Source organism: Janthinobacterium sp. 67 (assembly GCF_002797895.1).
Lineage (GTDB): Bacteria > Pseudomonadota > Gammaproteobacteria > Burkholderiales > Burkholderiaceae_D > Janthinobacterium.
In genome coordinates, this window is sequence record NZ_PGES01000001.1 from 2,571,536 (window position 1) to 2,594,202 (window position 22,667).

Consider the following 22,667-nt stretch of genomic DNA (forward strand, 5'->3'; position numbering starts at 1 on the left):
ACGGGCAAGCCGTGCCGGCGCATGCCCGTCAGGGTTGGTCGAGTGCCGCTTGCAACTCCAGCAAATCATAGGGCTTGCGCAAGACGCTGGCGGAAAAGCCCAGCTCATCCATCGACTCCTTGCCATAGCCCGTGGAAAAGATGATGCGCATGCCAGGTTTATCGCGCAATACCATGCGCGCCAGCGCGATGCCGGACATGCCGGGCAGGCTGACATCCGTAAACAGGATATCGAAGTCTTGCTCGTTGAGCAATTTCCACGCCGCCTCGCCATCGGACACGCCGCTGACCGTGTGGCCCAGCATGCCCACCAGTTCGCACACCATCAGCTGCGAATCGAGATTGTCTTCCACCACGAGTATCTTCATCGATGTCGGCATGTCCCCCTGCGGTTCTGGCGCATGCCCCGTCAAGTCCAGCCCCGGCGTGCCGCCTGCCAGCACGCTGGCCGCCAGGCCGCCACCCGCCTGGGTGCCGGCCACCGGCGCGCCGGACCGCTCGAACTGGCGCGCGCGCATTTGCTGCTGGCGGTTGGCCAGCACGTGGCGCAGCTTGCGCGCCAGCTCTTCGCGCCGGTACGGCTTGCTGAGCAATTCCACGCCCGCGTCGAGACGCCCCTCGTGCACGATGACGTCCTGCGCATAGCCCGACGTAAACAAGACGGCGATATCGGGCTGCAACTCGCGCGCCTGGCGCGCCATCTCCGTGCTGCTGACGGGACCGGGCATGATCACGTCCGTAAACAGCAAATCGATCTGCGCGCCGCTGTGCAGCACGGCCAGCGCGCTTTCGCCATCCTCGGCCTTGAGCACCTTGTAGCCGAGCGCGCCAAGCATGTCGACGACGGTCGTGCGCACGCCCACGTCGTCTTCCACCACGAGCACGGTTTCCGTGCCGCCCGTGACGACGCCGCTCAATTCCAGTTCCTCGTCCGCTTCCGCCATCAGGGAACGGGGCAAATAGATTTTGACTCCCGTGCCCACGCCAGGTTCACTGTAAATGCGGATATGGCCACGGCTTTGCGTGACAAAGCCATACGCCATCGACAAGCCCAGGCCCGTGCCCGCGCCTTCCGGCTTGGTCGTGAAAAAGGGCTCGAACGCGCGCTGCAGCACGGCGCCGCTCATGCCGCGGCCCGTGTCCGTCACCGACAGCATCACGTACTGGCCGGCCGGCACGTCGACCAGGTTGTGCACATACTGCTCGTCGAGCACGACGTTGCCCAGCTCGATGGTCAGCTTGCCCACGCCATCCATGGCGTCGCGCGCATTGATGGCCAGATTGAGGATGACGTTCTCGATCTGGCTGCGGTCGACCAGGGTATTCCACAGCCCGCCGCCGCCCACCAGCACGATGTCGATCGCTTCACCGAGGGCACGCCGCAGCAGCGCATCCATGTTGCGCACCACGCGCGCCAGGTCGGCCACCACCGGTTGCAAGGGCTGGCGCCGCGCAAACGCCAGCAGGTGCGACGACAGCTTGGCGCCCCGCTCGACGGCGGCAATCGCCGTATCGAGGCGCTGGCGCATCACGCCATCCGTGCCCGCCAGGTGCTGCAGCAAATGCAAATTGCCGGAAATGATTTGCAGCACATTATTGAAATCGTGCGCGATGCCGCCCGTCAGCTGGCCCACGGCTTCCATCTTTTGCGCCTGGCGCAAGGCGTCTTCCGCCTTCGTGCGCTCGTTCACTTCTTGTTCGACCCGGTGTTCCAGCGTTTCGTTCAATTCATGCAGCGCTTTTTCCACGCGGCGCCGGTCCGTGATGTCCGTCTTGACGGCGATCAAGGAACGCGTATGACCCTGCTCATCGACCAGGCGGCTGACATTGCTCGAGACCCACACTTGCGAGCCATCGGGCTTCAGGTAGCGCTTTTCCAGCGAGAACGACTCGCCCGTTTCCACCAGGCGCCGGAACAGCACGCTGTTGCCGGGCACGTCCGCCGGATGCATGATGTCGTTCATGTTCAGGCTCAGCAGTTCTTCGGCGGACCGCCCCAGCATGCAGCACAGGGCACCGTTGACCCTCTGGAAACGGCCATCGAGGCCCAGCTCGGACAAGCCCACCGAAGCCTGGCCGAAAATGGCGGCCATGCGTTCCTGGCTGGCGTTCAGTTCATCTTCGATCTGGCGCCGTTCCGTCACGTCGAACGACACGCCCACGTAGCGGCGCTGGCCCGGCATGCGGCCAGCCACCACCTCGCCCTGGCGCGCGATCCAGCGCAGCGCGCCGTCGGCAGGACGGCGGATGCGGTACTCCACGTATTCGAGGGGGTTGGGCGCCACGTCAAGCTTGCTGGGTCCGACCTTTTGCTGGTCGCGCGCGTCGACCAGGCTCACCAGCAGGCCTTCCGTCACTTCTTCCTCGTCGGCAATGCCCCACAGACGGCGGAAGGTGGGCGACACGAGCATCGCGCCCGTCTCGGGGAACCATTCGAAGGTGCCAATGCCGCCCGCCTGCTGGGCCAGGCGCAATCGCTCCTCGCCTTCCATGCGCTCGGTGACGTCGATGCCTTCGACGAGAATGCCCGTGACCACGCCCTCGTCATCCTTGATGGGCTGGTAGACGAAATCGATCTGGCGCTGGCCCGTCTGCCCGTCCGCCGTCCGCAGATCCACGGTCACCTGGCGCCCTTCGTACGCTTCGCCCGTGCGGTAGACCTGATCGAGCAGCGCAATAAAACCTTGCTCCTTGACTTCTGGCAAGGCCGCTTCGACCGTCTTGCCCAGCAAATCGCGGTGGCCGACCAGGCGCAGATAATGTTCATTCGCCAGTTCGAACACGTGCTGCGGTCCGCGCAGCAAGGCCATGAAGCTGGGCGCCTGCTGGAACAGGGCGCGCAGCAGCGCGCGCTCCTCGCCCAGGCGGCGGTTGGCCGCTCGCACGGCCTCGCTCTCGGCCTGCAAGGTCGTATTGAGTTTGCCCAGCTCGGCCGTGGCCAGCTTCAGCTGGCGCCCCTCTTCCATGCGCGCCGTCAATTCCAGCGCCGTGCACAGCACGCCGTCCACCTGGCCATCGGCGCCATGCACGGGCGTATAAAACAGGTCGAAGCAGACGTCGGCGCGCTGTCCGCCGCGCAACAGCGGCAAGCAGCATTCGCGGTGCACCTGCGTCTCGCCGCGCAGCCCCGTTTCGAGGATGCGCGCATTCCAGTCCCAGATTTCGGGCCAGATGCCCGGCACCGTGCCGCCCAGCGCCGCCGGATGGCGCTCGCCTGCGATCTGGATGTAGTCGTCGTTGTAAATCATCACGTGCTGCGGGCCCCACATCAGCACCATCGCCATCGGCGAATTGAGCACGATGTCGACGCTGGTGCGCAAATGGGCGGGCCAGCCATCGAGCGGGCCCAGGCTGGTGGCGGACCAGTCGTGCTGACGCACCAGCTCGCCCATGCTGCCGCCGCCGCGCGGCCAGGCTGGCGCGCTCATGTGGCCAGTCCCGCTTGCACGCACACCTGGCACTGGCGCGGGATGCGCACGGTCGCCAGCGTGCCCTGCGCGGCCGTCGAACTGATCTCGACCGTGCCGCCGTGGGCCTTGACGAACATGTTCACCGTGTACAGGCCCAGTCCCAGGCCCTGCCCCGTCCGGCGCTTCTCGCCCGCCTGCTGGAATGGCTCGAACAGGGTCGGCAGCAAGGCGGGGGGGATAACGCCGCGATTGGCGATGCGCAACTCGATGCGCTCGGCATCCCGTCCATCGAGGGCCAGTTGCACGGGCGCCCCCGCCTCGCCATGCGTGATGGCATTGTTTAACAGATTCGACATGACTTGCGACAGCAGGCCCGCATCGCATTGACCGTGCAGGTCGCCCACGCTGCTGACTTCGACAAGCGGGGCCTGCCCTGCCGTCTCGCACTCCTCGACGATGGCGCGCGCCAGCGCCAGGTAGTCGTGCGTGCTACTGCGCAACTCCATCGTGCCGGAACGGATGCGCGCCAGGTCCAGCAACTGGTCGACCATGCGCCCCATGCGCTTGGCGCTGCTTTCGATGCGCTGCGCCGTGACGATCACCTTCGGGTGGTCGCTCATCATCGGCAACAGCATGGCGCCGTTCATCACGACGGACAAGGGCGTGCGCAAGTCGTGGCCCAGCACGGCCGTGAACAGCTCGTTCAGGTGCAAGGCATGCTTGAGCTCGTCGAGCTGGGCCGACAATTCGCGCTTCTGCTGGTACAGCTGGACGAGCACGGCCACCTTGCTTTGCAAGGCTTTCACGTCGATGGGCTTGTACAGGAAATCGACGGCGCCCGCCTCGTAGCCGCGGAAGCTGTAGCTCGGCTCGCGCGACGCGGCCGTGAGGAAAATCAGGGGAATGCTGCGCGTGCGTTCGCTGCCGCGTATCAGCTCGGCCAGCTCGAAGCCATCCATCTGCGGCATTTGCACGTCGATCAGGGCCAGCGCCACTTCATGCGTCAACAGCAATTCCAGCGCTTGCGCGCCAGAGTTTGCCTTCAGGATGACAATACCGGGCCGTGCCAGCACGGCTTCGGCGGCGACCAGGTTTTGCGCGATGTCGTCAACGACGAGGATATGGATAGGTGCGGTCACGGGGTCATCTTCAGGCATCGCAACGGCAAGATGCCATCGTGTTTCGATATGGACATAAACATTGTTTCAATTCTCACATATATTACACGCACTACACCACTCCCATTCACTTGTGTTCGCCATTGCCCAACAATGCCAGGCTGGCCGCCATCTGCGGCAAATCGAGCACGCGGTCGGCGCCGGCCCGCTTGAGCGCGGCGGCCGGCATGATGCCACAACTGGCCCGCTGCGGGTCTTGCACCCAGGCACTGCCGCCCAGTTGCCGCACGCGCGCCAGGCCCGCCGCGCCATCGGCCGAGGCGCCCGTCAGGATGATGGCCAGCATGGTTCGCCGGTAAGCCAGGGCCGCCGTTTCCAGCAAGACATCGATGGACGGGCGCGAAAAATACACGGGTTCTTCCTGCGACAGGGAAAAACAGCCATCGGGTTCCACCTGCAGGTGGTAGTCGGGCGGCGCGAAATACACAACGCCGGCCCGCAGCGGCTCCTTGTCCTCGGCCTCGCGCAAGGGCAGCTGGCAACGTTCCGCATACAGCTGCGGCAACTGACTGGAGCGGCCCGGCGCCAGGTGCAGCACCACCACGACCGTTGCGCGGCAGGTCGCGGGCAAGGCGCGCAGCACGATGCCCAGCGCTTCCACGCCGCCGGCCGAAGCGCCGATGGCGATCAGGCGCAGGCCGGCGGGCGGCGGCGCAACGTCGCAGGTCGGCAGCATGTCAGGCACGCTGGAAAATGCGTTCGGCCGGGCTCAGCTCGTTGAAGCTGGCCGCATGGCGGCTGAAATGCAGGCTTTCCTTCATGCCCAAGCCCAGGAAGCCCCGGTTCACCAGCGCTTCATGGAACAGGCCCAGGCTGCGGTCCTGCAAGTCTTTATTGAAATAAATCATCACGTTACGGCAGGAAACCATGTGCACCTCCGAAAACACGCTGTCCGTCGCCAGGCTGTGGTCGGCGAAGACGAACTGGCGCCGCAAGCGCCGGTCAAAGATGGCGCCCTTGTAGGCGGCCGTGTAATAGTCGGACAGCGAGCGCTTGCCGCCCGCCAGCTGGTAATTCTCGCTGAACTGGGCGATGCGCTCGATCGGATAGATGCCCGCTTCGGCGGCGGTCAGCGCTTCGACGTTGATGTCGGTCGCATAAATCATGCTGCGCTCGAGCAAGCCCTCTTCTTCCAGCAAGATGGCCAGCGACCACACTTCTTCGCCGCTGCTGCAGCCGGCCACCCATATCTTGATGGAAGGATAGGTATGCAGGATGGGCACGACTTTTTCGCGCAGGGCACGAAAATACGCGGGATCGCGGAACATCTCGCTCACTTGCACCGTGAAAAACTGCAGCATCTGCGCGAACATGGCGGGCTCGTGCAAGATGCGGTCCTGCAATTGCGACAGGCTGGCGCAGCCGAAGCGCTCCATGGCCTGGCGCATGCGCCGGCGCAGGGAGGCCACGGAATAATCGCGGAAATCGTGCTGATAGCGCAGCAGTATTCCCTCAAGCAATAACTTCAGTTCTATATCGAAAATATCGTCATCTAACAACATCCACCTCATCGGATACCTGACCGTTGAACAGCGTGCAAAGCGCAGCGCGCAGTCACTGCCAAATGCTAGCAGATCGCCGGCAATTATCCTGTAGAGAAAGTTTCAGTTAGGTACGCTGGCGTACACTCGCGCGTTTTTTCTGGCTCTGTCATCGATAAATAGGGGAAATGCCGGAATCTTCCTGTGGCCGTGCTGTCTGACTCTGCATACTCACTCTGCGGGAGCCAATCATGCGGCCAGCCGAATGGATTACCTTGATTGCGCAGTTTGCCCGGTTGAGCCGACGCCAGCGGCAGGCAGGCATTGCCCTGTTGCATGGCAACTCGCCACACGACGCGACCATCGCGCTGCTGGAAAGCGTGGCCCAGCCGCGATTGGCCTGTCCCGCCTGCCATTCAGACCACTTGCGGGCAAAGGGGCGCTGACAAAAGCGCAGCTGCATCGCTGTTTATTGCCCGTCATCGACAAGGATGTCTTGTTGGTCACCGATGGCCATGCCGCCTACCGGGCTTTTGCGAGGGAGGCGGGCATCAGTCATCAGGTCGTCAACTTGCGCGCCGGCATCCGCGTGCAGGGCGCCGCCCACGTACAGAACGTCAATGCTTATCACAGCCGATTGCGACAATGGCTGGGGCCGTTTCATGGCGTGGCGACACGGTATCTGCCGAACTACCTGGGGTGGCGCTGGATACTCGACGCCAGACGCATCCGCTCACCCGAAACGTTATTGAAGGCAACACTGGGCGCATTCCCACATCTGACGGTGACATAGCCTTTTTTTTTCAGGCATCCACGCCCTTCATCCCTTCTTCCGTATAGCGCGCGCCGGCCGCCATGCCCAAGGGAAAGGCCGCGTTCATCGCCGCCAGTTCCGCCCCGTCCAGCTGCACGGCCAGCGCGCCGAGGTTGTCTTGCAAATACGCGATGCGCTTGGTGCCGGGAATCGGAATGATGTCGTCGCCTTGCGCCAGCAGCCAGGCCAGCGCCAGCTGGGCCGGGGTGCAGCCTTTCGTGCGCGCCATGTCCTTGACCTGCGCGACGATGGCCTGGTTGCGCGCCAGGTTCTCGGCCGCGAAGCGGGGATTGAAGTGGCGAAAGTCGCCCGCGTCGAGGCTGGCCGCATCGGCGATGGCGCCCGTGAGGAAACCGCGCCCCAGCGGGCTGTAGGCAAAGAAACTGGCGCCCACGCTGCGGCAGGCGGCCAGCACGCCCTGCTCCGGTTCGCGCGTCCACAGCGAGTATTCGCTCTGCACGGCCGCCACGGGGCAGATGGCCGCCGCGCGCCGCAAAGTGACGGCGCTCACTTCGCACAAGCCCACGGCGCGAATCTTGCCCTCTTGCCGCAGTTGCGCCAGCACACCCATCGACTCTTCCAGTGGCGTCTCCAGGTTCAGGCGGTGCAGATAGAACAGGTCGATGCGCTCGACGCCCAGACGCGCCAGCGACGCTTCGCAGGCCTGGCGGATGTAGGCCGGGGAATTGTCGACGCGGCGCGCATAGCTGCCCGCCTCGCGCGCCAGGCCGCACTTGCTGGCGACCAGGGCCTGGCCCGGGTGGCGCGCCAAAAAGCGCCCCAGCAATTGCTCGTTGTGGCCGAAACCGTAGGCGTCGGCCGTGTCGAACAGGGTCACGCCCGCCGCCAGGGCCGCTTCCAGGGTGGCCAAGGATTGCGCCTCGTCCGTGGCGCCATAGAATTCCGACATGCCCATGCAACCCAGGCCCAATGCCGAACTGCTCATACCGCTATTGCCGATGCGTCGTTGTTGCATGCTGCTCTCCTCGGTGGTTGACTCGATGCCGCCAGTCTGGACCGCGCCGGCTGGCAAGGGAATGCCCGATTTCGTGATACCTTTCTGGTATGAGAGCCCTCGATACCCATGCCTTGAGCCTGTTTTGCGCCGTCGCCCGCTGCCTGAACTTCCGCCAGGCGGCGGAGCAATTGCACATGACCCAGCCGCCATTGTCGCGCGCCATCAAGGGGCTGGAAGACAGGCTGGGCGCGCGCCTGTTCGAACGCGACACGCAAGGCGTGGCCTTGACGCCAGCGGGCCGTACCCTGCTGCCGCAGGCGCTGCACATCCTCGATTTGCTCGATATTGCACAGCAATCGCTGCGACAAGACAGCGCCCCCGCGCGCCTGCGCCTGGGCTTGACGAGTTCCGTGGCGGCCGGCCTGTTCCGTCCTTTGCTGGCGGCGCTGGAGGAGCAACTGGGCAATATCCGCCTGGAATTGACGGCCGCGCCGTCGCCGCGCCTGGTCGCCGCCGTGCGCAAGGGCCAGCTCGATGCGGCCCTGCTTGCGCTGCCCAGCGCCGCGTTCGAACTGGCAGTGCAGCCGCTGGCGCGCCAACCCATGATGCTGGCCCTGCCCGCCGGGCACCGGCTGGCGAAAAAGCGCAAGCTGAGCCTGCTTGACATCGCCCAGGAACCCATCTACTGGTTCGAACGGGCGCGCCAGCCCGCCTTTTTCGACCATTGCCAGCAAGTATTCCGCCGCCATGGCTTCGCGCCGCATTTCTTGCGCGAAGCGCCCGACCACCATGTGCTGCTCGGCGACGTGGCGGCCGGCAAGGGCATGGCGCTGCTGGCCGACTCGTTCCGCGCGCTGCGCATGGATGGCGTGGCCTACCGGCAACTGGCGGAGGGTGAGGAATTGGCGGCCGGCATCGGCCTGGCCTGGCAGCCTGATGCCGGTCATGCGGCCCTGCCACTGCTGCGCCAGCTGGCGCAGGAACACCTGACAAAGTAAGGGCCGCGCGCGGATGCGCCAGACGCGCTACCATGTCGCCTTCCCCATTTTCAAGCGCCACCACGACCATGACGTTTACCATCAGCGACGCCGCCTACGGCACCGACACCCCCGCAGCAAAACAAGCCATGTACGCGGACTTGCGCTCGCAGCTGCAAGGCTTGCTGTCGGGCGAGAGCGACCTGATCGCCAATACGGCCAACTTCAGTTCGCTGGTCTTCAACATCATGCCGGGCCTCAACTGGGCCGGCTTTTATTTCCTCAAGGGCGATGAGCTGGTGCTGGGACCGTTCCAGGGCAAGCCGGCCTGCATCCGCATCAAAAAGGGACGCGGCGTGTGCGGCACCACGGTGGTCGAAGGCAAGTCCATCTTGGTGCACGATGTGCATGCGTTTCCCGGCCACATCGCCTGCGACGTCAATTCCCGTTCGGAACTGGTGGTGCCCGTGTTTGCGCACGGCCGGACCATCGGCGTGTTCGACCTCGACAGCCCGTTGACGGGCCGTTTCGACGACGTCGACGCGCAAGGCGTGGAATCCTTGGTGCGCGTGCTGGAAGCGGCTATCGTTGCTGAATAACTAGTTGCCTGCCTTGACAGCGATGAATTCGCCCTTGCCGACGGTGGCCAGGCACGTCGTGTAGCGGCTGTCGGCGCGGATGGCCTCGATAAAGTCGGCCATGTCCGCGTAGTGCGAACTGGCGTTGTCGACCACCAGCACGCCGCCGGGCGCCAGCGCGCGGTCCAGCTGCGGCCACCACTGCGCGTATTGCTGGCGCGCGGAATCGAGGAAGATGAAATCGTAGGCGCCGTCCGCCGCATCGCGCAGCACGTCGCCCGCATCCGCCAGCAATTGCCCGATCACGCCCTGCAATTGCGCGCGCACGAAGTTGTCGTGCGCCATGTCGAACTTGTCCTGCGCCTTTTCCACCGTCACGACACTGCCGCCCAGCGCGTGTACGGCGCGTGCCAGCCACAAGGTGGAATAACCGTTCGAGGTGCCGAGTTCCAGCACCCGCCGCGCGCCGCGCGCATGCACCATCACGGCCAGCAATTCACCCGTGTCGCGCGTGATGTTGAGCATGCGGCTGGCGCGCGCCGTGTGCGCCGCATCATTGGACACGCCAAACGTTTCAAGTTCACTCAACAGTGTATCGATGCTGGGCATGGCGCCTCCTTGTTCAAAACACCAGCATAGCAAAAAAACTATGCCGGTGCGCGGCGCAGCGGACGTTTCAGGTATTGCACCATCACCACGCCCAGCAGGGTCACGCCGCCGCCGATCACATCGTAGCTGTGCAGGGTTTCACCAAGGAACAGCATGGCGATGATCACCGTGAAGACGGGCAGCAGATTCATCAAGGTCGTCGCGCGGCTCGGACCCAGCTTGGCCAGGCCATGCATCCATAAAAACGGCGCGATGATGGAGGCGGGGATGCCGGCAAACAGCACCAGCGGCAAGCCGGCGCCCGTGACGGACGGCGCGGACTGGCTCAGGTAATACACGAACAGCACGGGCACGGCGCACCAGACCTGGATCAGCAGAGAGTGCCAGTTATTCAGGGGAATCTTCCAGCGCTTGAGCAGCACGCCATAGCCCGCATACGACAAACACGCCAGCAACATCAGGGCGTCGCCCACGGCCGCGCCGTGCGCAATCAGGGCGGCCGGGTCGCCATGGCTGAGCAAGTAGGCGAGTCCCAGCAGCGACACGAGACCGCCAAACACGCCGCCCACGGTGGGCGTCTCGCCCAGCAGCAGCACGGACAGGCCCACGGCCAGCAGCGGCATCAGCGAGGCGAGGATGCCCATATTGGTCGCCGTCGTCGTTTGCGCGGCGATGTAGGCGAGGCACTGGTACATGACCATGCCCAGCATGCCCAGCACAAACAGCTTGCCCAGATACGGCCGCACCACGGCCCGCTGCTTCCACACGGCGCGGCCGAACACGAGCGCCAGCAGCACGCCGGCCAGCAGCCAGCGATAGAACGAGATGGCGGCCGGGTCGATCACGCCGACGGCCATCTTGCTGACGATGGTATTGATGGCCCAGATCAGCACGGCGATCACGGGTAACAGATAGTGCTTGGCTTGCATGTGGCGTACTCCAGTATTCAAGACCGCCATTTTCGCATGGTCTGATTCCATGGATATAATGAAAATCGGACAAACGATGCGAAGAACAGGACAAAGACACCATGGCCAGCAACCAGCATTTCCCCGCCGTTTCCGACGTCCTGCCCTATCCCGTGTATTTCCGCCTCGACGATTACCACGCGCACCAGCAATTCGATTACCAGAGCCATCCGTGGGGACAGCTCACGTATTGCTCCACAGGCGTGATGGAAATCATGGTGGCGGGCCAGCGCTACCTGTCGCCGCCCCAGTACGCCGTATGGATACCGCCCGAGACCTTGCACGACGGCTATATCCGCCAGGATGTCGTATTTCACTCCGCCTACATCGACGCCAGCCTGTGCGCGCAGCTGCCGGCCCAGCCGTGCGCGCTGGTATTGAGTCCCCTGCTCAAGGCCATACTCGGCGACTTCGCCGCGCGCAACGTCACCACGCCCGCCACCGAAGCCGACCAGCGCCTGGCGCAGGTGCTGGTCGACCAGCTGCGGCTGGCGCCGTGCAGCCGCAACTACCTGCCAGGCAGCGACGAGCCCGTCATCGCGGCGCTGCTGACGGCCCTGCAGGCGGAGCCGGGCAGTAACCGCTCACTGGCCGAGTGGGCCGCGCAACTGCACGTGACCGAGCGCACCCTGGCGCGCCGCTGCCAGCGCGAACTGGGCATGCCGTTCGGCGAATGGCGCCAGCGCCAGCGCTTCCTGGCCGCCCTGCCCCTGCTGGAAAAAGGCGACACCGTGCAGGCGATCGCGCTGGAACTGGGCTACAGCACGGCTTCCGCCTTCATCGCCATGTTTCGCCGCCAGGGCGGCGGCACGCCCGACCAGTTCCGCCGCGGCTTGCGCTGAAAAAGCGGATCGGCTTTGTCATGGTTTGTCATATGGGGATGCTAAAATTCAAACATCTTTCCAGAGAGCAAAAGGACGCGCATGAACCCCAGCACCGAGACGGCCACCGATATCCAGGGCAGCGAGGACATGCCCCAGGCATCCGCAATGGCCGTGACGGCGCCAGCGCCCATCAAGCTCGACAAGGAAGAGATACCGACGGTGCTGGGCAAGCTGCGCACCTTGGTGCAGGACAAGACGCGTTTCGAACCGCACGACATCACGCCGCTGGACGAGGAAGACGTGCTGCAGGAGTTTTCGCTGCAAGCGAACTACGCGCTCGAGGCGCGCTTCGAGCAGCGTGTTATCAATGGCTATTTCACGCCAGCGGGCAATGACTGCCGCTGTGGCTCGCACGAGGTGGGAGCGCTCGCTCACGCGCAGGAGAAGGAAAGGCTGCGCCGCGCGGCGGGCAAGCTCGACAATGTCTTGCGCCAGCCAGGCCAGGCCTACAACGGCGTCGAGGCGGGCGTCTACCTGCCGCACGCCGTCAAGTACTGGCACCTCGATACCTGCAGCAACTGCACCGGCAGCGGCCGCATCAGCTGCCACACCTGCTACGGCGCGACGACGGAAACATGCTGGAACTGCCACGGCGGGCGTACCGTCAGCTGCGACGGCTATGGCTGCTACGGCAGCGGCAAGGTGTCGTGCTCGTATTGCAGCGGCAGCGGCACCGTGTCAGAGCAAGTCACCGATTACATCACGGTGCAAGTACCCACTACCACCTACAGCAACGGCAGCTCGCACACCAGCTATCACAGCGAAACGCGGCCCCAGTACCGCACCGAATATCGCTCTTGCTACCATTGCAGCTACGGCAAGGTCAGCTGCAACACTTGCCACGGTTCCGGCAACATCAATTGCGGCACCTGCCGCGCCAGCGGCAGTGTCACTTGCCGCACCTGCAGCGGCGTGGGCGACTTGCGCTGCAACCCGTGCGACGGTTCCGGCAAGGTGGGCAAGGCGGCATGGGTCGATGTGCACGTGGCGCCTAGCTACAGCGTCAGCCTGCCCAAGCAGGCGCCCGACGACGCGCGCCGCATCCGCGACAAGGAGAGCGTGCACTCACTGGCGGCCATTGCCAGCAGCCTCGCCCTGGCGAAAGTGAGCATTTACAATGAAGACCAGCCGCAGGAAGTCGACGCCCTGTATGCGGCCAAGCTGCGCATCGTGCGCCTCGACGCCGCGTGCAACGCGGAAAAGCACCATCTGGTGGCGTACGGCACGGACTTGCGCTGGCTGACCCTGGACGACATTGTGGAAAAGCTGCTGCGCGGCGACCTCAAGGCGCTCAGCGACGCGCTGGCCGGCAGCGCCGACGACGGCCTGTTCTCGGCCCATGTACAGGGCTTACTCACGCCGCTGCGCGACGTGGCCGCCTCGGAACTGAATGCGGACGTGATCGAATCGGTGCTCAGCGGCGACGCGGACCACGCGCACGTCGATGTCGTCTCCGCCGACTATGCCAACAATGTGCGCACCTGCGTGCTCGGCGCCTTGCGCCAGGTCTACACGCGGCTGGCCAAGCAATTCTGGTGGAAAAGCGCGCTGGCCGCGCTGGCCGCCGCCATCGCCACCTGGTTCTTCGCCGGGCGCGGTGCGGCCGCCGTCGCCGGCTTGCTCGTCACGGGCGCCGGCTACTGGCTGTTCAACCGCAAGGTCAAGGCTGTGCTGAGCGAAGCGCTGGGCGGCGAGCGGCAAGCCGAACGGGCCATGGGCATCGCCGGCAAGGGACGCCGCAACCAGCTGGCGCAGGTGCTGATCCTCGCGCCCGCCAGCCTGGCCGTGCTGGCCGCCAGCTATGGCTTGCCCGTGCGCGTGCGCCCGGCTGCTCCACCGCCGCAAACGGCCATGACCTCGGCGCCCGTTGCGCCCCATGCGCCAGCCATCGTGCAGCAGGATGCAAGCAGCGCCAAGGCCGTCAAGCTGTACGAAAATGGCGACAAGGCGCAGGCGCTGGCCATGCTGGAAAGCCTGGTCGGCAAGGGCGACGCCGGTGCGTATGGCCTGTATGGCTGGATGCTGCTGATGGGCGAAGGCAAGCCCGGCCCCGTCACCGCGCCAACGGCGCAGCAGCGGCAAGCGCGCCAGGTGGCCGCCAAGCCCCTGATCGGCAAGGGTCTCGTGAAGAACGACAGCTATGCGCTGACGGCGAAAGGCGTGATGCTGGCCGAAGGCTGGCAGGAACCGCGCAACATGGCGCGCGGCCTCGATTTGCTGAAACAGGCCGCGAACAAGGGCAATGCGCAAGCCATGCACTTATTGGGCCTGTACCACGTGCGCGGCTACCAGATTCCCGTCAACCACAAGGAAGCGCGCAAATGGTTCACCCTCGCCGCCGACAAGGGCAGCGCGGGCGACATCTACAACCTGGGACTGATGGACTGGGAAGGCGCGGGCCTGGCGCGCCCCGACCGCGCCAGCGCCATGCAGCGCTGGAAGATCGCCGCCGCCATGGGAGAAGAACGGGCCATCAAGGCGGTGGCGCAAGGCAAACCTTAAGCTGCCGCCGCCAGTGCCTGCAAGGCCATCGGGTTCGGCGTCGGCTCGGCGATTTTCGTCAGCAGGTTGCGGTCAGTGTGGTGGAACGGTTCGTCCTTGCCGCGAATGAGCATGACCGTGTCCTCGTCGTAGCCCCACGTGCCATCGGCGTGGATATCGACCTTGATCCGGTATTCGACGGTGGTGAACGCGTGTTCGAGGAAGGGATTCGAGCAGATGCCGTACGCCGTCGAATCGCGCTTGGCCACCAGTTCGAAACTGGTGGCGTCGGCCGTCGTCGTGCCGGACGCCATGGCGATCTGGCCGCGCGGGATGGCCAGGGTCTGGATCACGGCGCCCGTGGCCGGTTCCCACAGCCAGTAGCCGACCTGCTCATGATACGTCTTGACTTGATCCGGCTTGGTGATGTGGATGTAGTAGCGCAAGCCGTAGAACAGTTGCGGGCCGTTGGTGACGGGGTCGATCGGCTGCAGTTCGATGCGCTCGACGAAGGCCTGCTTGCGCGGGCCGTCCGCTTTCGGCTTGACGTCCAGGCCGCGCGTGCCCGTCCAGATGCCGGCCATGCCCGTCAAGGGGCCCAGGTTGTTCAGGGTGTGCACGTCGGCGGACGGCTCGGTGTAGATATCTTCGGGAAAATCGCTCATGCGGAAGTCTTCAAAATGGGGCAACAGTGCTTGCCGCCATTGTAAGACGCAGGGCACTCTCAGGGAAAGAGCGCGATGTGGCGTTCGATGAACAGCAGGGCGGCGGCAGCCAGCGCGGAGCGCTGCGCTTCGAACACCGTTTCGTCGCGCGCCTGCAGCAGATTGGCGGCCACCTCGGGCAGGTCCAATGCCCCCCCGATGAACACCGCCACCGCGTCGATATTGGCGTACAGGGCGCTGTCAAAACCTTCCCAATCCACATAGGCCAGCCACTCGGCCAGCATCACCATGCCAGCGACGGGCGGTGCCAGGGCCGCGATGCGCTCCGCGCGCAGCACGCTGTCGCTGCCGATGCCTTCCTGCTGCAGCACGGCCAGCGCCACGTGCTGCAGCGCGTCTTCCGGATCGCGCCGGTATTTGTTCAGCAGGCGCTGCGTCAGCGTATAACGTTCGGCGTCGATGCCGCGCAGGGCGGCCGCCACGTCGCCGTCATGCAGCGCCAGGTGGCGCGCCGCGCAAGCGACATCCACGCCGGCTTTCGCGGCGACGATATCGGTGAGCTGCTGCCGGCGCGCGTCATCCATGCTTACACCAGCGGCTCGGTCGAACCGGTCAGGGTAAAGATTTCAAAGCCCGTGTCCGTGACGGCCAGCGAGTGCTCGAACTGCGCCGACAGCGAGCGGTCCTTCGTCACCGTCGTCCATTTGTCCGGCAAGACCTTGACCTGGTAGCTGCCCACGTTGAGCATCGGTTCGATGGTAAAAATCATGCCCGGCTCCAGCACGATGCCCGTGCCGGCGCGGCCATAGTGCAGCACCTGCGGCGTGTCGTGGAAGACCTGGCCCACGCCATGGCCGCAGAAGTCGCGCACGGAGGAAAAGCCCTGCGCCTTGGCCACCGCTTCGATGGCGGCGCCCACGTCGCCCAGGGTCGCGCCCGGACGCACGGTGTGGATGCCGGCCATCATGGCTTCATATGCCGTGTTGACGAGGCGGTTTGCCAGGATGGAGACGGCGCCCACCTTGAAGGTGCGGCTCGTGTCGCCGAACCAGCCGTTGAACTTCGGCGTCACGTCGATGTTGAGGATGTCGCCCACTTTGAGGATCTTGGTGTCCGACGGGATGCCGTGCGTGACCACGTGATTGACGGAGATGCAGCTGGCGTGCTTGTAGCCGTGGTAGTCGATGGTACCCGGGATGGCGCCGGCAGCGCGCATGAACTCTTCGCACAGGGCGTCGAGCTTGGCCGTCGATACGCCCGGTTTCACGAAAGGCGCGATGTAGTCGAGCGTGTCGGCGGCGATGCGGCCGGCCGCGCGCATGCCGATGAAACCTTCTTCATCGTGCAGGGGGATTTTCTTGCCGTGTTCAAGCTGGGTGGAATAGCGCATGGGGATTCTTTTCTTTGTTAGTGTGAGGTGGGGTGGGCGGCCCAGCCGCGCACGGCGTCGTGCGAGGCGCGCAGCATGGCGTCGACGCTGGCCGGTATCGGTCGCTCCTGGGTCAGGTAAGGCTTGACGACGGCCACGGGCGCGTCGATCAGCACGAATTTGAGCAGCATGTGATCGAGGTCCAGCTCCGTCGTGGCGGGCATGGACTCGGCGCAGCGGGCAAAGCAGGCGTCGAGCGCGGCCTGCTCTTCTTCCACGGCGGCCAGCAATTCCTCGCTGAGGCCGTTGCTGAAATCGGGGCTGTCCGCGCATTGCAGCAGGAAGCGCGCATACACGGGCTTGCGCCGGCACCAGTCCAGCAAGCCGTGCACGCCGGCCCAGGTGTCGCCGCCGAGCCAGCGGCTGGCCACTTCCTCACGGAAGTCGCTTTTCACGCGCAGCCAGGCGCGCGCCAGGATGGCGTTGCGCGAATCGAAGCGGTGATACACGGAGCCGATGGGCGCGCCGGCCTTGACGGCGATGGCGGCCATCGAGACGGCGCCCACGCCGCACTGGGCGGCGACGGCGATCGCGCTGTCGATGAAGTTGTTTTCGTTGAATTTGGCTAGTCTGACCATTCAAATAGAATACAGATTCTATTTGAATCCGTCAAGCGGCCCCAGATGCGCCGACAAGAGTTGCCCCGCTGCCTTACAATGGTATGCACGAACCGCTACAAGGAGAATCCGCTTGCTTACGCCCCCCTTCATCGCCTCCTCCCGCTTCGACGATCCACGCCTGGCGTTGGAACAAGTGCAAGCCATTTACCGCAGCAGCATCGAACATTTGCGCGATGCACTGCAGCGCTTTGTCGCCGGCGAAGACATGCACGAAAGAGTGCGCGCCTGCTACCCCTTCGTGCGCATCCAGACCGATACCGTGGCGCGCGCCGACTCGCCACTGGCTTACGGCTTTGTCGCCGGCCCGGGCGTGTTTGAAACCACCCTGACGCGCCCCGACCTGTTTGGCGATTACTACCTCGACCAGTTCACCCTGCTGCTGAAAAACCATAACGGCGGCCAGACGGTGTACCTGGAAGTGGGCGTCAGCGCCCAGCCCATCCCCGTGCATTTCTCGTTCGCCGAGCATGACCATATCGAGGGCAATATGGATGCGGGACGCCGCATGGCCATGCGCGACCTGTTCGACCTGCCCGACCTGTCGGCCATGGACGACGGCATCGCCAACGGCACGCACGAACCGGCGCACGGCGAAGCGCAGCCGCTGTCGCTGTTCACGGGACCGCGCGTCGACTACTCGCTGCAGCGCCTGCGCCACTACAGCGGCACCTCGCCACAGCACTTCCAGAACTTCGTCCTGTTTACCAATTACCAGTTCTACATCGACGAATTCATCCGCCTGGGCCACGCCATGATGGAGCGCGCGCCCGATGCGGCCGCGCCCTCGGACGACGATGGCTACATCGCCTTTGTCGAACCGGGCAACGTGGTCACGCGCAGGGTCGGCCAGACGGTAGCAAGCGAGGATGCGCTGGGCGCCGCGCCGCCGCGCCTGCCGCAGATGCCCGCCTACCATTTGCTGCGCGCGGACGGCAGCGGCATCACCATGGTCAATATCGGCGTGGGACCGGCCAATGCGAAGACCATCACCGACCATATCGCCGTGCTGCGCCCGCACGCCTGGCTGATGCTGGGTCATTGCGCCGGCTTGCGCACCACGCAAAGCCTGGGCGACTACGTGCTGGCGCATGCGTACGTGCGCGAAGACCACGTGCTCGACGAAGACTTGCCGCTGTGGGTGCCGATCCCGCCGCTGGCGGAAATCCAGCAGGCGCTGCAAACGGCCGTGGCGGAAATCACCCAGCTGACGGGGCATGACTTGAAACACATCATGCGCACAGGGACGGTGGCCAGCACGGACAACCGCAACTGGGAACTGCTGCCGCAGCGCACGCCGGAGCGCCGTTTCAGCCAGAGCCGCGCCATCGCGCTGGACATGGAAAGCGCGACGATCGCCGCCAACGGCTTCCGTTTCCGCGTCCCCTACGGCACCCTGCTGTGCGTGAGCGACAAGCCGCTGCACGGCGAAATCAAGCTGCCCGGCATGGCCAACCACTTCTACCGCGAACGGGTCGACCAGCATCTGCGCATCGGCATCCGCGCCGTGGAACTGCTGCGCCGCCAGGGCGTGGATCGCCTGCACAGCCGGAAATTACGCAGCTTTGCGGAAGTGGCGTTTCAGTAAGCGTGCGTCAGGGGAAAAACCGGGGATCGTAGCTCCATCGCCTGACGGTGCTGGCGGTGACCGCCGCGGCATCGGCATGGCGGGGGTTGAGCAAGACATTGTATTCGTCGGGCACGATCACGGAAGGCACCAGCAACAAGGCGGATTTTCCCGCTGCAATCCAGCCATCGCCAGCCCGCTTGCCCGACAAGCCGGCCGGTATGGCGTCCCAGCCGCCAGGAAATGGATCGAGTACCTGACGCGCACTCCACACGCCATCGGGAATGGCGATACGCACCAGGTAACGGTTGAATGGCAGGCCGCCGCCCCGCAGGTAATGCACGGTTTCCAGGGTGGCCAGGGCGATACTCGTCGAGCAATACACGACGGGCGCGCCCTTGCTGTTCCAGCGGCCACCCGTGATCCTGGCGCCGGTGCCGCTCAGGTCACTGGCGGCATAAGCTGGCGTCTCGACGGCAATACGCCAGAGCACGTTCATGCATAGGCCCCGCTCTGCGTCATGGACAGCAATTCCGCCACCAGTTTTTGCCCCTCGAAGGTGTCCATGTAGCTGGCCGGCGTGGCACCCGCCAGCGCAGGCAGCGGTTTGCTCAGCCAATCGGAGACCCAGCGCGCCGCGTCAAAACCGGCGGGATCGCCCGATTGTTCGACCATCGCCTGCACCATGCCAATCAGGGTTTCAATCCCCAGCACGCGCTCCGATTCATCCTTCGACAGCAAGCTGGCGTCTTTTTCCTTGCGGCTGATGGTGGCGCGCGACAGTCCCAGGCTGGACAACAGGAATTCCTTGCTCATGCCCATGCGCGCGGACAGCCGGCTGATCGTCGAGGCTGGAATACCCCGCCGTATCAGCGCAATGCGCGCATCAGTATCAAAACCGTACAGCGCCATGCCTTCGTACAGCGTCCTCGATTGCTGAGCCGGGACGGGAGCATCAATGTGTCGTTCCATAGTCACCTCCTTTAAGACGTTAGTATAGCTCAAATGAGGCAAGCCACAAGGAAAGCACAAGGTCAAAAAAATGCCGCTCAGCGCAAGCTGAACGGCATGAGCGGCGGCGCCGCACCGTATTCCAGGAGGTTTCTTACAGGAAGCGGTCCAGTATCTTGCGCGTCGTCTTGTCGATATTGAACATGTCGCGTATCAAAAAGTGGATGCCGTGGTTATCGGCGATCAAGAGCGAGGTGGCGCCGATGCGGCGGATGTCTTCCTCGCCTTTCAGCACGAACTGCGTCTCGCCCCGGTCCGTGTCGACATGCCAGGTGCACGGCGTGGCGAAGCTGGAAACGCTTTTCACGCGCGCGATCTCGGGCATGAATTCGCGCCCTTCCAGTTCTTCCTGCAGCAGGCTGCGCGCCGGTTCCGGCAAGGCGTCGAGGCGGTCGATCCACGCCACTTCCTTGCCATCGCCCAGCACCAGCGAAATGCCTTCCGACGGCGACTGGATGGGGAAGGCGCGCACGGGCGCCACGCCCTCAAAAACCTGGCCGTCCGCGTCCGTCATCACCAGCTTGCCGAAGGTGTCGCGGTGTAATGTAAAAGTTGTGCTGGCCATGCTTATTCCTTGTCGTCGAGCGCGAGTTCGTTGTTGCGCGCCTGTGCTTCGTAGAGGCGGAAATAGGCGCCCTCTTTCGCCATCAGTTCATCATGGCTGCCCACTTCAACGACCTGACCGCGGTCCAGCACCACCAGGCGGTCGGCGCGGTGCAGGGTCGACAGCCTGTGCGCGATGGCGATCGTCGTGCGGCCCTGTACCAGGTTGTCCAGTGCCTTCTGGATTTCCTTTTCCGTTTCCGAGTCGACCGACGATGTCGCTTCATCCATGATCAGGATGCGCGGATCGATCAGCAGCGCGCGGGCGATCGAGATGCGCTGGCGTTCGCCGCCGGACAAGCCCTGGCCACGCTCGCCCACCATCGAATCGTAGCCTTGCGGCAGGCGCAGGATGAATTCGTGCGCATGCGCGGCGCGCGCGGCGGCGATAATTTCCTGGCGCGTCGCGTGCGGCTTGCCGTAGGCGATATTCTCCGCGATGGTGCCGAAGAACAGGAACGGCTCCTGCAGCACCAGGCCGATGTTGCGGCGGTAATCGGAGACGGCGAACGAGCGGATGTCCACGCCGTCGAGCAGAATCGCCCCTTCCGACACGTCGTAGAAACGGCAGATCAGGTTGACCAGGGTGCTCTTGCCCGAACCGCTGTGGCCTACCAGGCCGATCATCTCGCCGGCCTTGATGTTCAGGGTGATGCCGCGGTTGACGGCGCGGTTGCCATAGCGGAAACCGACTTCGCGCAGGTCGATGCGACCTTCGATCTTGTCCAGTTTCACCGGTTGCGCCGGTTCCGGCACGCTCGACACATGGTCGAGGATGTCGAAGATGCGCTTGGCGGCCGACGCCGATTTCTGCGTCACGGAGACGATGCGGCTCATCGAGTCGAGACGGCCATAGAAACGCGTGCTGTAGGCGATGAAGGCGGTCAGCACGCCGACGGTGATTTCGCCGCGCGACAGCTGCCAGATGCCAAAGCACCAGATGACCAGCAAACCCATCTCCGTCAGGAACGAGACGGTCGGCGAGAACAGCGACCAGACCTTGTTCAATTTGTCGTTGACGGCCAGGTTGTGCGCGTTGGCGTCGCGGAAGCGGGCCGCTTCGCGTTTTTCCTGCGCAAACGCCTTCACCACGCGGATGCCGGGAATCGTATCGGCCAGCACGTTGGTCACTTCGCTCCACACGCGGTCGATCTTTTCAAAGCCCGTGCGCAGGCGGTCGCGCACCAGGTGGATCATCCAGGCGATGAAGGGCAATGGCGCCAGGGTCATGATGGCCAGCCACGGATTCATCGACCACAGGATCACGCCCGTCATGATGATCATCAGCACGTCGGAAGCAAAATCGAGCAGATGCAGCGAGAGGAAGACGCAGATGCGGTCACTGCCGCTGCCGATGCGCGCCATCAGGTCGCCCGTGCGCTTGCCGCCGAAAAATTCCAGCGACAGTTTCATCAGGTGTTCATACGTGGCCGAGCGCAAGTCGGCGCCCATGCGTTCGGACACCAGGGCCAGCACATAGGTCTTGCCCCAGCCCAGCAGCCAGGCCAGCAGGGCCGAACCGAGCAAGCCGCTCATGTAGTACACCACCAGCCACGGGTCGATGTGCTTGCCGTTTTGATACGGAATCAGCACATTGTCCATCAGCGGCGCCGTCAGGTACGGTGGAATCATGTGCGCGGCCGTACTCAGCAGCATCAGTATGAAGCCCAGGGCCAGCTGGCCGCGGTAGGGATGGGCGAAGCGCCACAGGCGGAACAGGGTCCAGGTCGATGGCGGCGTGTGCAGCACCTTGGCGCAGATCGGGCATTCTTCCTGCTCCGGCTCCAGCGGCGCCTTGCAGCTGGGGCACACTTCCTGTTCCGCTTCCAGCACGGGCTGGCCCGTCAGGTGGCTGTCGAGGCGCTCGACGAACTGTTCCAGCACGCGGATCGCATGCAGGTTCTGGCCCAGGGTGAAGCGCCACGACGCCAGGCGGCCGTGGTCGTCGAACAGTTCCAGGTGGCCGACGCCGGCGTGGTCGTGGTGCGTCAGGCGCAATCCGTGGCGGAAAGACCAACTTTTCCAGACGGTATCGCCCGGCGAACGGGCCAGCAACCGCTTCTCGGTGACAACTATTATGCCTTTTGTGAAACGTAATCGCGCATCGAGGTCAACCTCAACGCTACTTAAAACGTTCTCCCCTGGAGAAAGGTTGCTTTCCACTTCCGCCAGCCAGTGTTCCGGCAGCGAAGTGAGGGGAATAGTTGTTGCAGGAACACTCAGTTCAGTTGTCATCGTAAAGCATACTCCGGCTCGAGGCCAAGCCCTTCAGGGCGGGATTTGGGGGATGGGGCAGTCGCCCGATCAATGTTTGTGTACTGCGCGATGGCGAGGTGGATGCACCAGTGGCAATTTCCTGTATTGTATCGAATGGATGCCTGCCGGTAAGGAATGATGGCAAAACGAAGCAAAAAAATCAGCGGCCAACGTACAGGAGC

Annotated in this window: 21 protein-coding genes and 1 pseudogene; 7 read left to right on the top strand and 15 right to left on the bottom strand. The window is 64.3% G+C overall.

Annotated features, from left to right (window positions below):
- Positions 1–28 precede the first annotated feature (28 nt).
- From CLU90_RS11540 to CLU90_RS11555, 4 genes are all read right to left on the bottom strand, one after another.
- Positions 29–3,427 carry a hybrid sensor histidine kinase/response regulator gene (locus tag CLU90_RS11540; RefSeq protein ID WP_100427975.1) on the bottom strand — a complete coding sequence of 1,133 codons (3,399 nt, stop codon included), beginning with the start codon at positions 3,425–3,427 and terminating at the stop codon, positions 29–31.
- The gene (locus tag CLU90_RS11545; protein WP_092711305.1) at positions 3,424–4,548 is read right to left on the bottom strand and encodes a hybrid sensor histidine kinase/response regulator; all 1,125 of its coding nucleotides are present in this window, start codon (positions 4,546–4,548) and stop codon (positions 3,424–3,426) included. Before CLU90_RS11545 ends, CLU90_RS11540 begins: the two co-directional genes overlap by 4 nt.
- 106 nt (positions 4,549–4,654) lie before the next feature.
- Complete coding sequence (locus tag CLU90_RS11550; RefSeq protein WP_100427976.1) at positions 4,655–5,263, bottom strand: chemotaxis protein CheB; 609 nt, start codon at positions 5,261–5,263, stop codon at positions 4,655–4,657.
- A 1-nt stretch (position 5,264) separates the two neighbouring features.
- Positions 5,265–6,089, bottom strand: coding sequence for a CheR family methyltransferase (locus CLU90_RS11555; protein WP_198511197.1), 825 nt, complete (start codon positions 6,087–6,089; stop codon positions 5,265–5,267).
- Positions 6,090–6,319: 230 nt separating this feature from the next.
- Between CLU90_RS11555 and CLU90_RS29895 the strand changes: the two genes are divergently transcribed.
- Together CLU90_RS29895 and CLU90_RS29900 are read left to right on the top strand one after the other, a co-directional pair.
- The gene (locus CLU90_RS29895) at positions 6,320–6,514 is read left to right on the top strand and encodes a hypothetical protein (protein WP_232731168.1); all 195 of its coding nucleotides are present in this window, start codon (positions 6,320–6,322) and stop codon (positions 6,512–6,514) included.
- Positions 6,493–6,861: pseudogene (locus CLU90_RS29900) on the top strand (IS1595 family transposase); the annotation flags it as partial. The gene CLU90_RS29895 and the pseudogene CLU90_RS29900, both read left to right, overlap by 22 nt.
- Before the next feature lie 10 nt (positions 6,862–6,871).
- On the opposite strand, the gene CLU90_RS11565 reads toward CLU90_RS29900, so the two are convergent.
- Positions 6,872–7,858, bottom strand: coding sequence for an aldo/keto reductase (locus CLU90_RS11565; RefSeq protein WP_092710678.1), 987 nt, complete (start codon positions 7,856–7,858; stop codon positions 6,872–6,874).
- An 89-nt stretch (positions 7,859–7,947) separates the two neighbouring features.
- Here CLU90_RS11565 and CLU90_RS11570 point away from each other — a divergent pair, with 89 nt between their 5' ends.
- Both CLU90_RS11570 and CLU90_RS11575 read left to right on the top strand, forming a co-directional pair.
- Positions 7,948–8,838 carry a LysR family transcriptional regulator gene (locus CLU90_RS11570; protein ID WP_232731169.1) on the top strand — a complete coding sequence of 297 codons (891 nt, stop codon included), beginning with the start codon at positions 7,948–7,950 and terminating at the stop codon, positions 8,836–8,838.
- Positions 8,839–8,906: 68 nt separating this feature from the next.
- Positions 8,907–9,416: a GAF domain-containing protein gene (locus tag CLU90_RS11575; RefSeq protein ID WP_100427977.1), complete on the top strand. Its 510-nt coding sequence runs from the start codon at positions 8,907–8,909 to the stop codon at positions 9,414–9,416.
- Here CLU90_RS11575 and CLU90_RS11580 read toward each other — a convergent pair whose 3' ends face one another.
- Both CLU90_RS11580 and CLU90_RS11585 read right to left on the bottom strand, forming a co-directional pair.
- Positions 9,417–10,004, bottom strand: coding sequence for an O-methyltransferase (locus CLU90_RS11580; RefSeq protein ID WP_100427978.1), 588 nt, complete (start codon positions 10,002–10,004; stop codon positions 9,417–9,419).
- A gap of 38 nt (positions 10,005–10,042) precedes the next feature.
- A complete protein-coding gene (locus tag CLU90_RS11585; RefSeq protein WP_092710690.1) occupies positions 10,043–10,933 on the bottom strand; it encodes a DMT family transporter in 891 nt (296 codons plus the stop codon).
- 101 nt (positions 10,934–11,034) lie between these two features.
- On the opposite strand from CLU90_RS11585, the gene CLU90_RS11590 reads away from it, so the two are divergent.
- The gene (locus tag CLU90_RS11590) at positions 11,035–11,814 is read left to right on the top strand and encodes an AraC family transcriptional regulator (RefSeq protein ID WP_100427979.1); all 780 of its coding nucleotides are present in this window, start codon (positions 11,035–11,037) and stop codon (positions 11,812–11,814) included.
- Positions 11,815–11,895: 81 nt separating this feature from the next.
- On the top strand, positions 11,896–14,358 hold the full coding sequence (locus CLU90_RS11595) for a tetratricopeptide repeat protein (protein WP_100427980.1): 2,463 nt from the start codon (positions 11,896–11,898) through the stop codon (positions 14,356–14,358).
- On the opposite strand, the gene CLU90_RS11600 is transcribed toward CLU90_RS11595, so the two are convergent.
- Genes CLU90_RS11600 through CLU90_RS11615 form a run of 4 tightly spaced genes read right to left on the bottom strand, consistent with a single transcriptional unit; the run spans position 14,355 to position 17,009 of the window.
- Positions 14,355–15,002 (bottom strand): FABP family protein, encoded by a 648-nt coding sequence (locus CLU90_RS11600; protein ID WP_034750633.1) that lies wholly within the window; start codon positions 15,000–15,002, stop codon positions 14,355–14,357. The genes CLU90_RS11595 and CLU90_RS11600 overlap by 4 nt on opposite strands.
- 59 nt (positions 15,003–15,061) lie before the next feature.
- The gene (locus tag CLU90_RS11605) at positions 15,062–15,586 is read right to left on the bottom strand and encodes a hypothetical protein (RefSeq protein ID WP_100427981.1); all 525 of its coding nucleotides are present in this window, start codon (positions 15,584–15,586) and stop codon (positions 15,062–15,064) included.
- A gap of 2 nt (positions 15,587–15,588) precedes the next feature.
- A complete protein-coding gene (map, locus tag CLU90_RS11610; RefSeq protein WP_092710701.1) occupies positions 15,589–16,392 on the bottom strand; it encodes a type I methionyl aminopeptidase in 804 nt (267 codons plus the stop codon).
- Between the two features lie 17 nt (positions 16,393–16,409).
- Positions 16,410–17,009 carry a TetR/AcrR family transcriptional regulator gene (locus CLU90_RS11615; RefSeq protein WP_100427982.1) on the bottom strand — a complete coding sequence of 200 codons (600 nt, stop codon included), beginning with the start codon at positions 17,007–17,009 and terminating at the stop codon, positions 16,410–16,412.
- Positions 17,010–17,121: 112 nt separating this feature from the next.
- Between CLU90_RS11615 and CLU90_RS11620 the strand changes: the two genes are divergently transcribed.
- Entirely contained in the window at positions 17,122–18,636 is a 1,515-nt protein-coding gene (locus CLU90_RS11620) for an AMP nucleosidase (RefSeq protein ID WP_100427983.1), read from the top strand.
- A 7-nt stretch (positions 18,637–18,643) separates the two neighbouring features.
- Here the strand turns inward: CLU90_RS11620 and CLU90_RS11625 are convergent, their stop codons facing one another.
- The 4 genes from CLU90_RS11625 to CLU90_RS11640 all read right to left on the bottom strand — a co-directional run bounded on the left by CLU90_RS11625 (position 18,644) and on the right by CLU90_RS11640 (position 22,464).
- The gene (locus CLU90_RS11625) at positions 18,644–19,114 is read right to left on the bottom strand and encodes an RES family NAD+ phosphorylase (RefSeq protein ID WP_092710710.1); all 471 of its coding nucleotides are present in this window, start codon (positions 19,112–19,114) and stop codon (positions 18,644–18,646) included.
- Complete coding sequence (locus tag CLU90_RS11630) at positions 19,111–19,587, bottom strand: antitoxin Xre-like helix-turn-helix domain-containing protein (RefSeq protein WP_232731170.1); 477 nt, start codon at positions 19,585–19,587, stop codon at positions 19,111–19,113. Before CLU90_RS11630 ends, CLU90_RS11625 begins: the two co-directional genes overlap by 4 nt.
- Positions 19,588–19,720: 133 nt before the next feature.
- Positions 19,721–20,191: a cyanophycin metabolism-associated DUF1854 family protein gene (locus CLU90_RS11635; protein ID WP_100427984.1), complete on the bottom strand. Its 471-nt coding sequence runs from the start codon at positions 20,189–20,191 to the stop codon at positions 19,721–19,723.
- Between the two features lie 2 nt (positions 20,192–20,193).
- Positions 20,194–22,464 carry a cyanophycin metabolism-associated ABC transporter gene (locus CLU90_RS11640; RefSeq protein ID WP_100427985.1) on the bottom strand — a complete coding sequence of 757 codons (2,271 nt, stop codon included), beginning with the start codon at positions 22,462–22,464 and terminating at the stop codon, positions 20,194–20,196.
- Between the last annotated feature and the right edge of the window lie 203 nt (positions 22,465–22,667).

Coding starts and splice junctions, on each gene's coding strand:
- map (WP_092710701.1), bottom strand. CDS start 16,392: ATGCGCTATTCCACCCAGCTTGAACACGGCAAGAAAATCCCCCTGCAC.
- CLU90_RS11565 (WP_092710678.1), bottom strand. CDS start 7,858: ATGCAACAACGACGCATCGGCAATAGCGGTATGAGCAGTTCGGCATTG.
- CLU90_RS11595 (WP_100427980.1), top strand. CDS start 11,896: ATGAACCCCAGCACCGAGACGGCCACCGATATCCAGGGCAGCGAGGAC.
- CLU90_RS29895 (WP_232731168.1), top strand. CDS start 6,320: ATGCGGCCAGCCGAATGGATTACCTTGATTGCGCAGTTTGCCCGGTTG.
- CLU90_RS11635 (WP_100427984.1), bottom strand. CDS start 20,191: ATGGCCAGCACAACTTTTACATTACACCGCGACACCTTCGGCAAGCTG.
- CLU90_RS11640 (WP_100427985.1), bottom strand. CDS start 22,464: ATGACAACTGAACTGAGTGTTCCTGCAACAACTATTCCCCTCACTTCG.
- CLU90_RS11575 (WP_100427977.1), top strand. CDS start 8,907: ATGACGTTTACCATCAGCGACGCCGCCTACGGCACCGACACCCCCGCA.
- CLU90_RS11605 (WP_100427981.1), bottom strand. CDS start 15,586: ATGGATGACGCGCGCCGGCAGCAGCTCACCGATATCGTCGCCGCGAAA.
- CLU90_RS11615 (WP_100427982.1), bottom strand. CDS start 17,009: ATGGTCAGACTAGCCAAATTCAACGAAAACAACTTCATCGACAGCGCG.
- CLU90_RS11540 (WP_100427975.1), bottom strand. CDS start 3,427: ATGAGCGCGCCAGCCTGGCCGCGCGGCGGCGGCAGCATGGGCGAGCTG.
- CLU90_RS11630 (WP_232731170.1), bottom strand. CDS start 19,587: ATGGAACGACACATTGATGCTCCCGTCCCGGCTCAGCAATCGAGGACG.
- CLU90_RS11600 (WP_034750633.1), bottom strand. CDS start 15,002: ATGAGCGATTTTCCCGAAGATATCTACACCGAGCCGTCCGCCGACGTG.
- CLU90_RS11625 (WP_092710710.1), bottom strand. CDS start 19,114: ATGAACGTGCTCTGGCGTATTGCCGTCGAGACGCCAGCTTATGCCGCC.
- CLU90_RS11570 (WP_232731169.1), top strand. CDS start 7,948: ATGAGAGCCCTCGATACCCATGCCTTGAGCCTGTTTTGCGCCGTCGCC.
- CLU90_RS11585 (WP_092710690.1), bottom strand. CDS start 10,933: ATGCAAGCCAAGCACTATCTGTTACCCGTGATCGCCGTGCTGATCTGG.
- CLU90_RS11580 (WP_100427978.1), bottom strand. CDS start 10,004: ATGCCCAGCATCGATACACTGTTGAGTGAACTTGAAACGTTTGGCGTG.
- CLU90_RS11590 (WP_100427979.1), top strand. CDS start 11,035: ATGGCCAGCAACCAGCATTTCCCCGCCGTTTCCGACGTCCTGCCCTAT.
- CLU90_RS11550 (WP_100427976.1), bottom strand. CDS start 5,263: ATGCTGCCGACCTGCGACGTTGCGCCGCCGCCCGCCGGCCTGCGCCTG.
- CLU90_RS11555 (WP_198511197.1), bottom strand. CDS start 6,089: ATGTTGTTAGATGACGATATTTTCGATATAGAACTGAAGTTATTGCTT.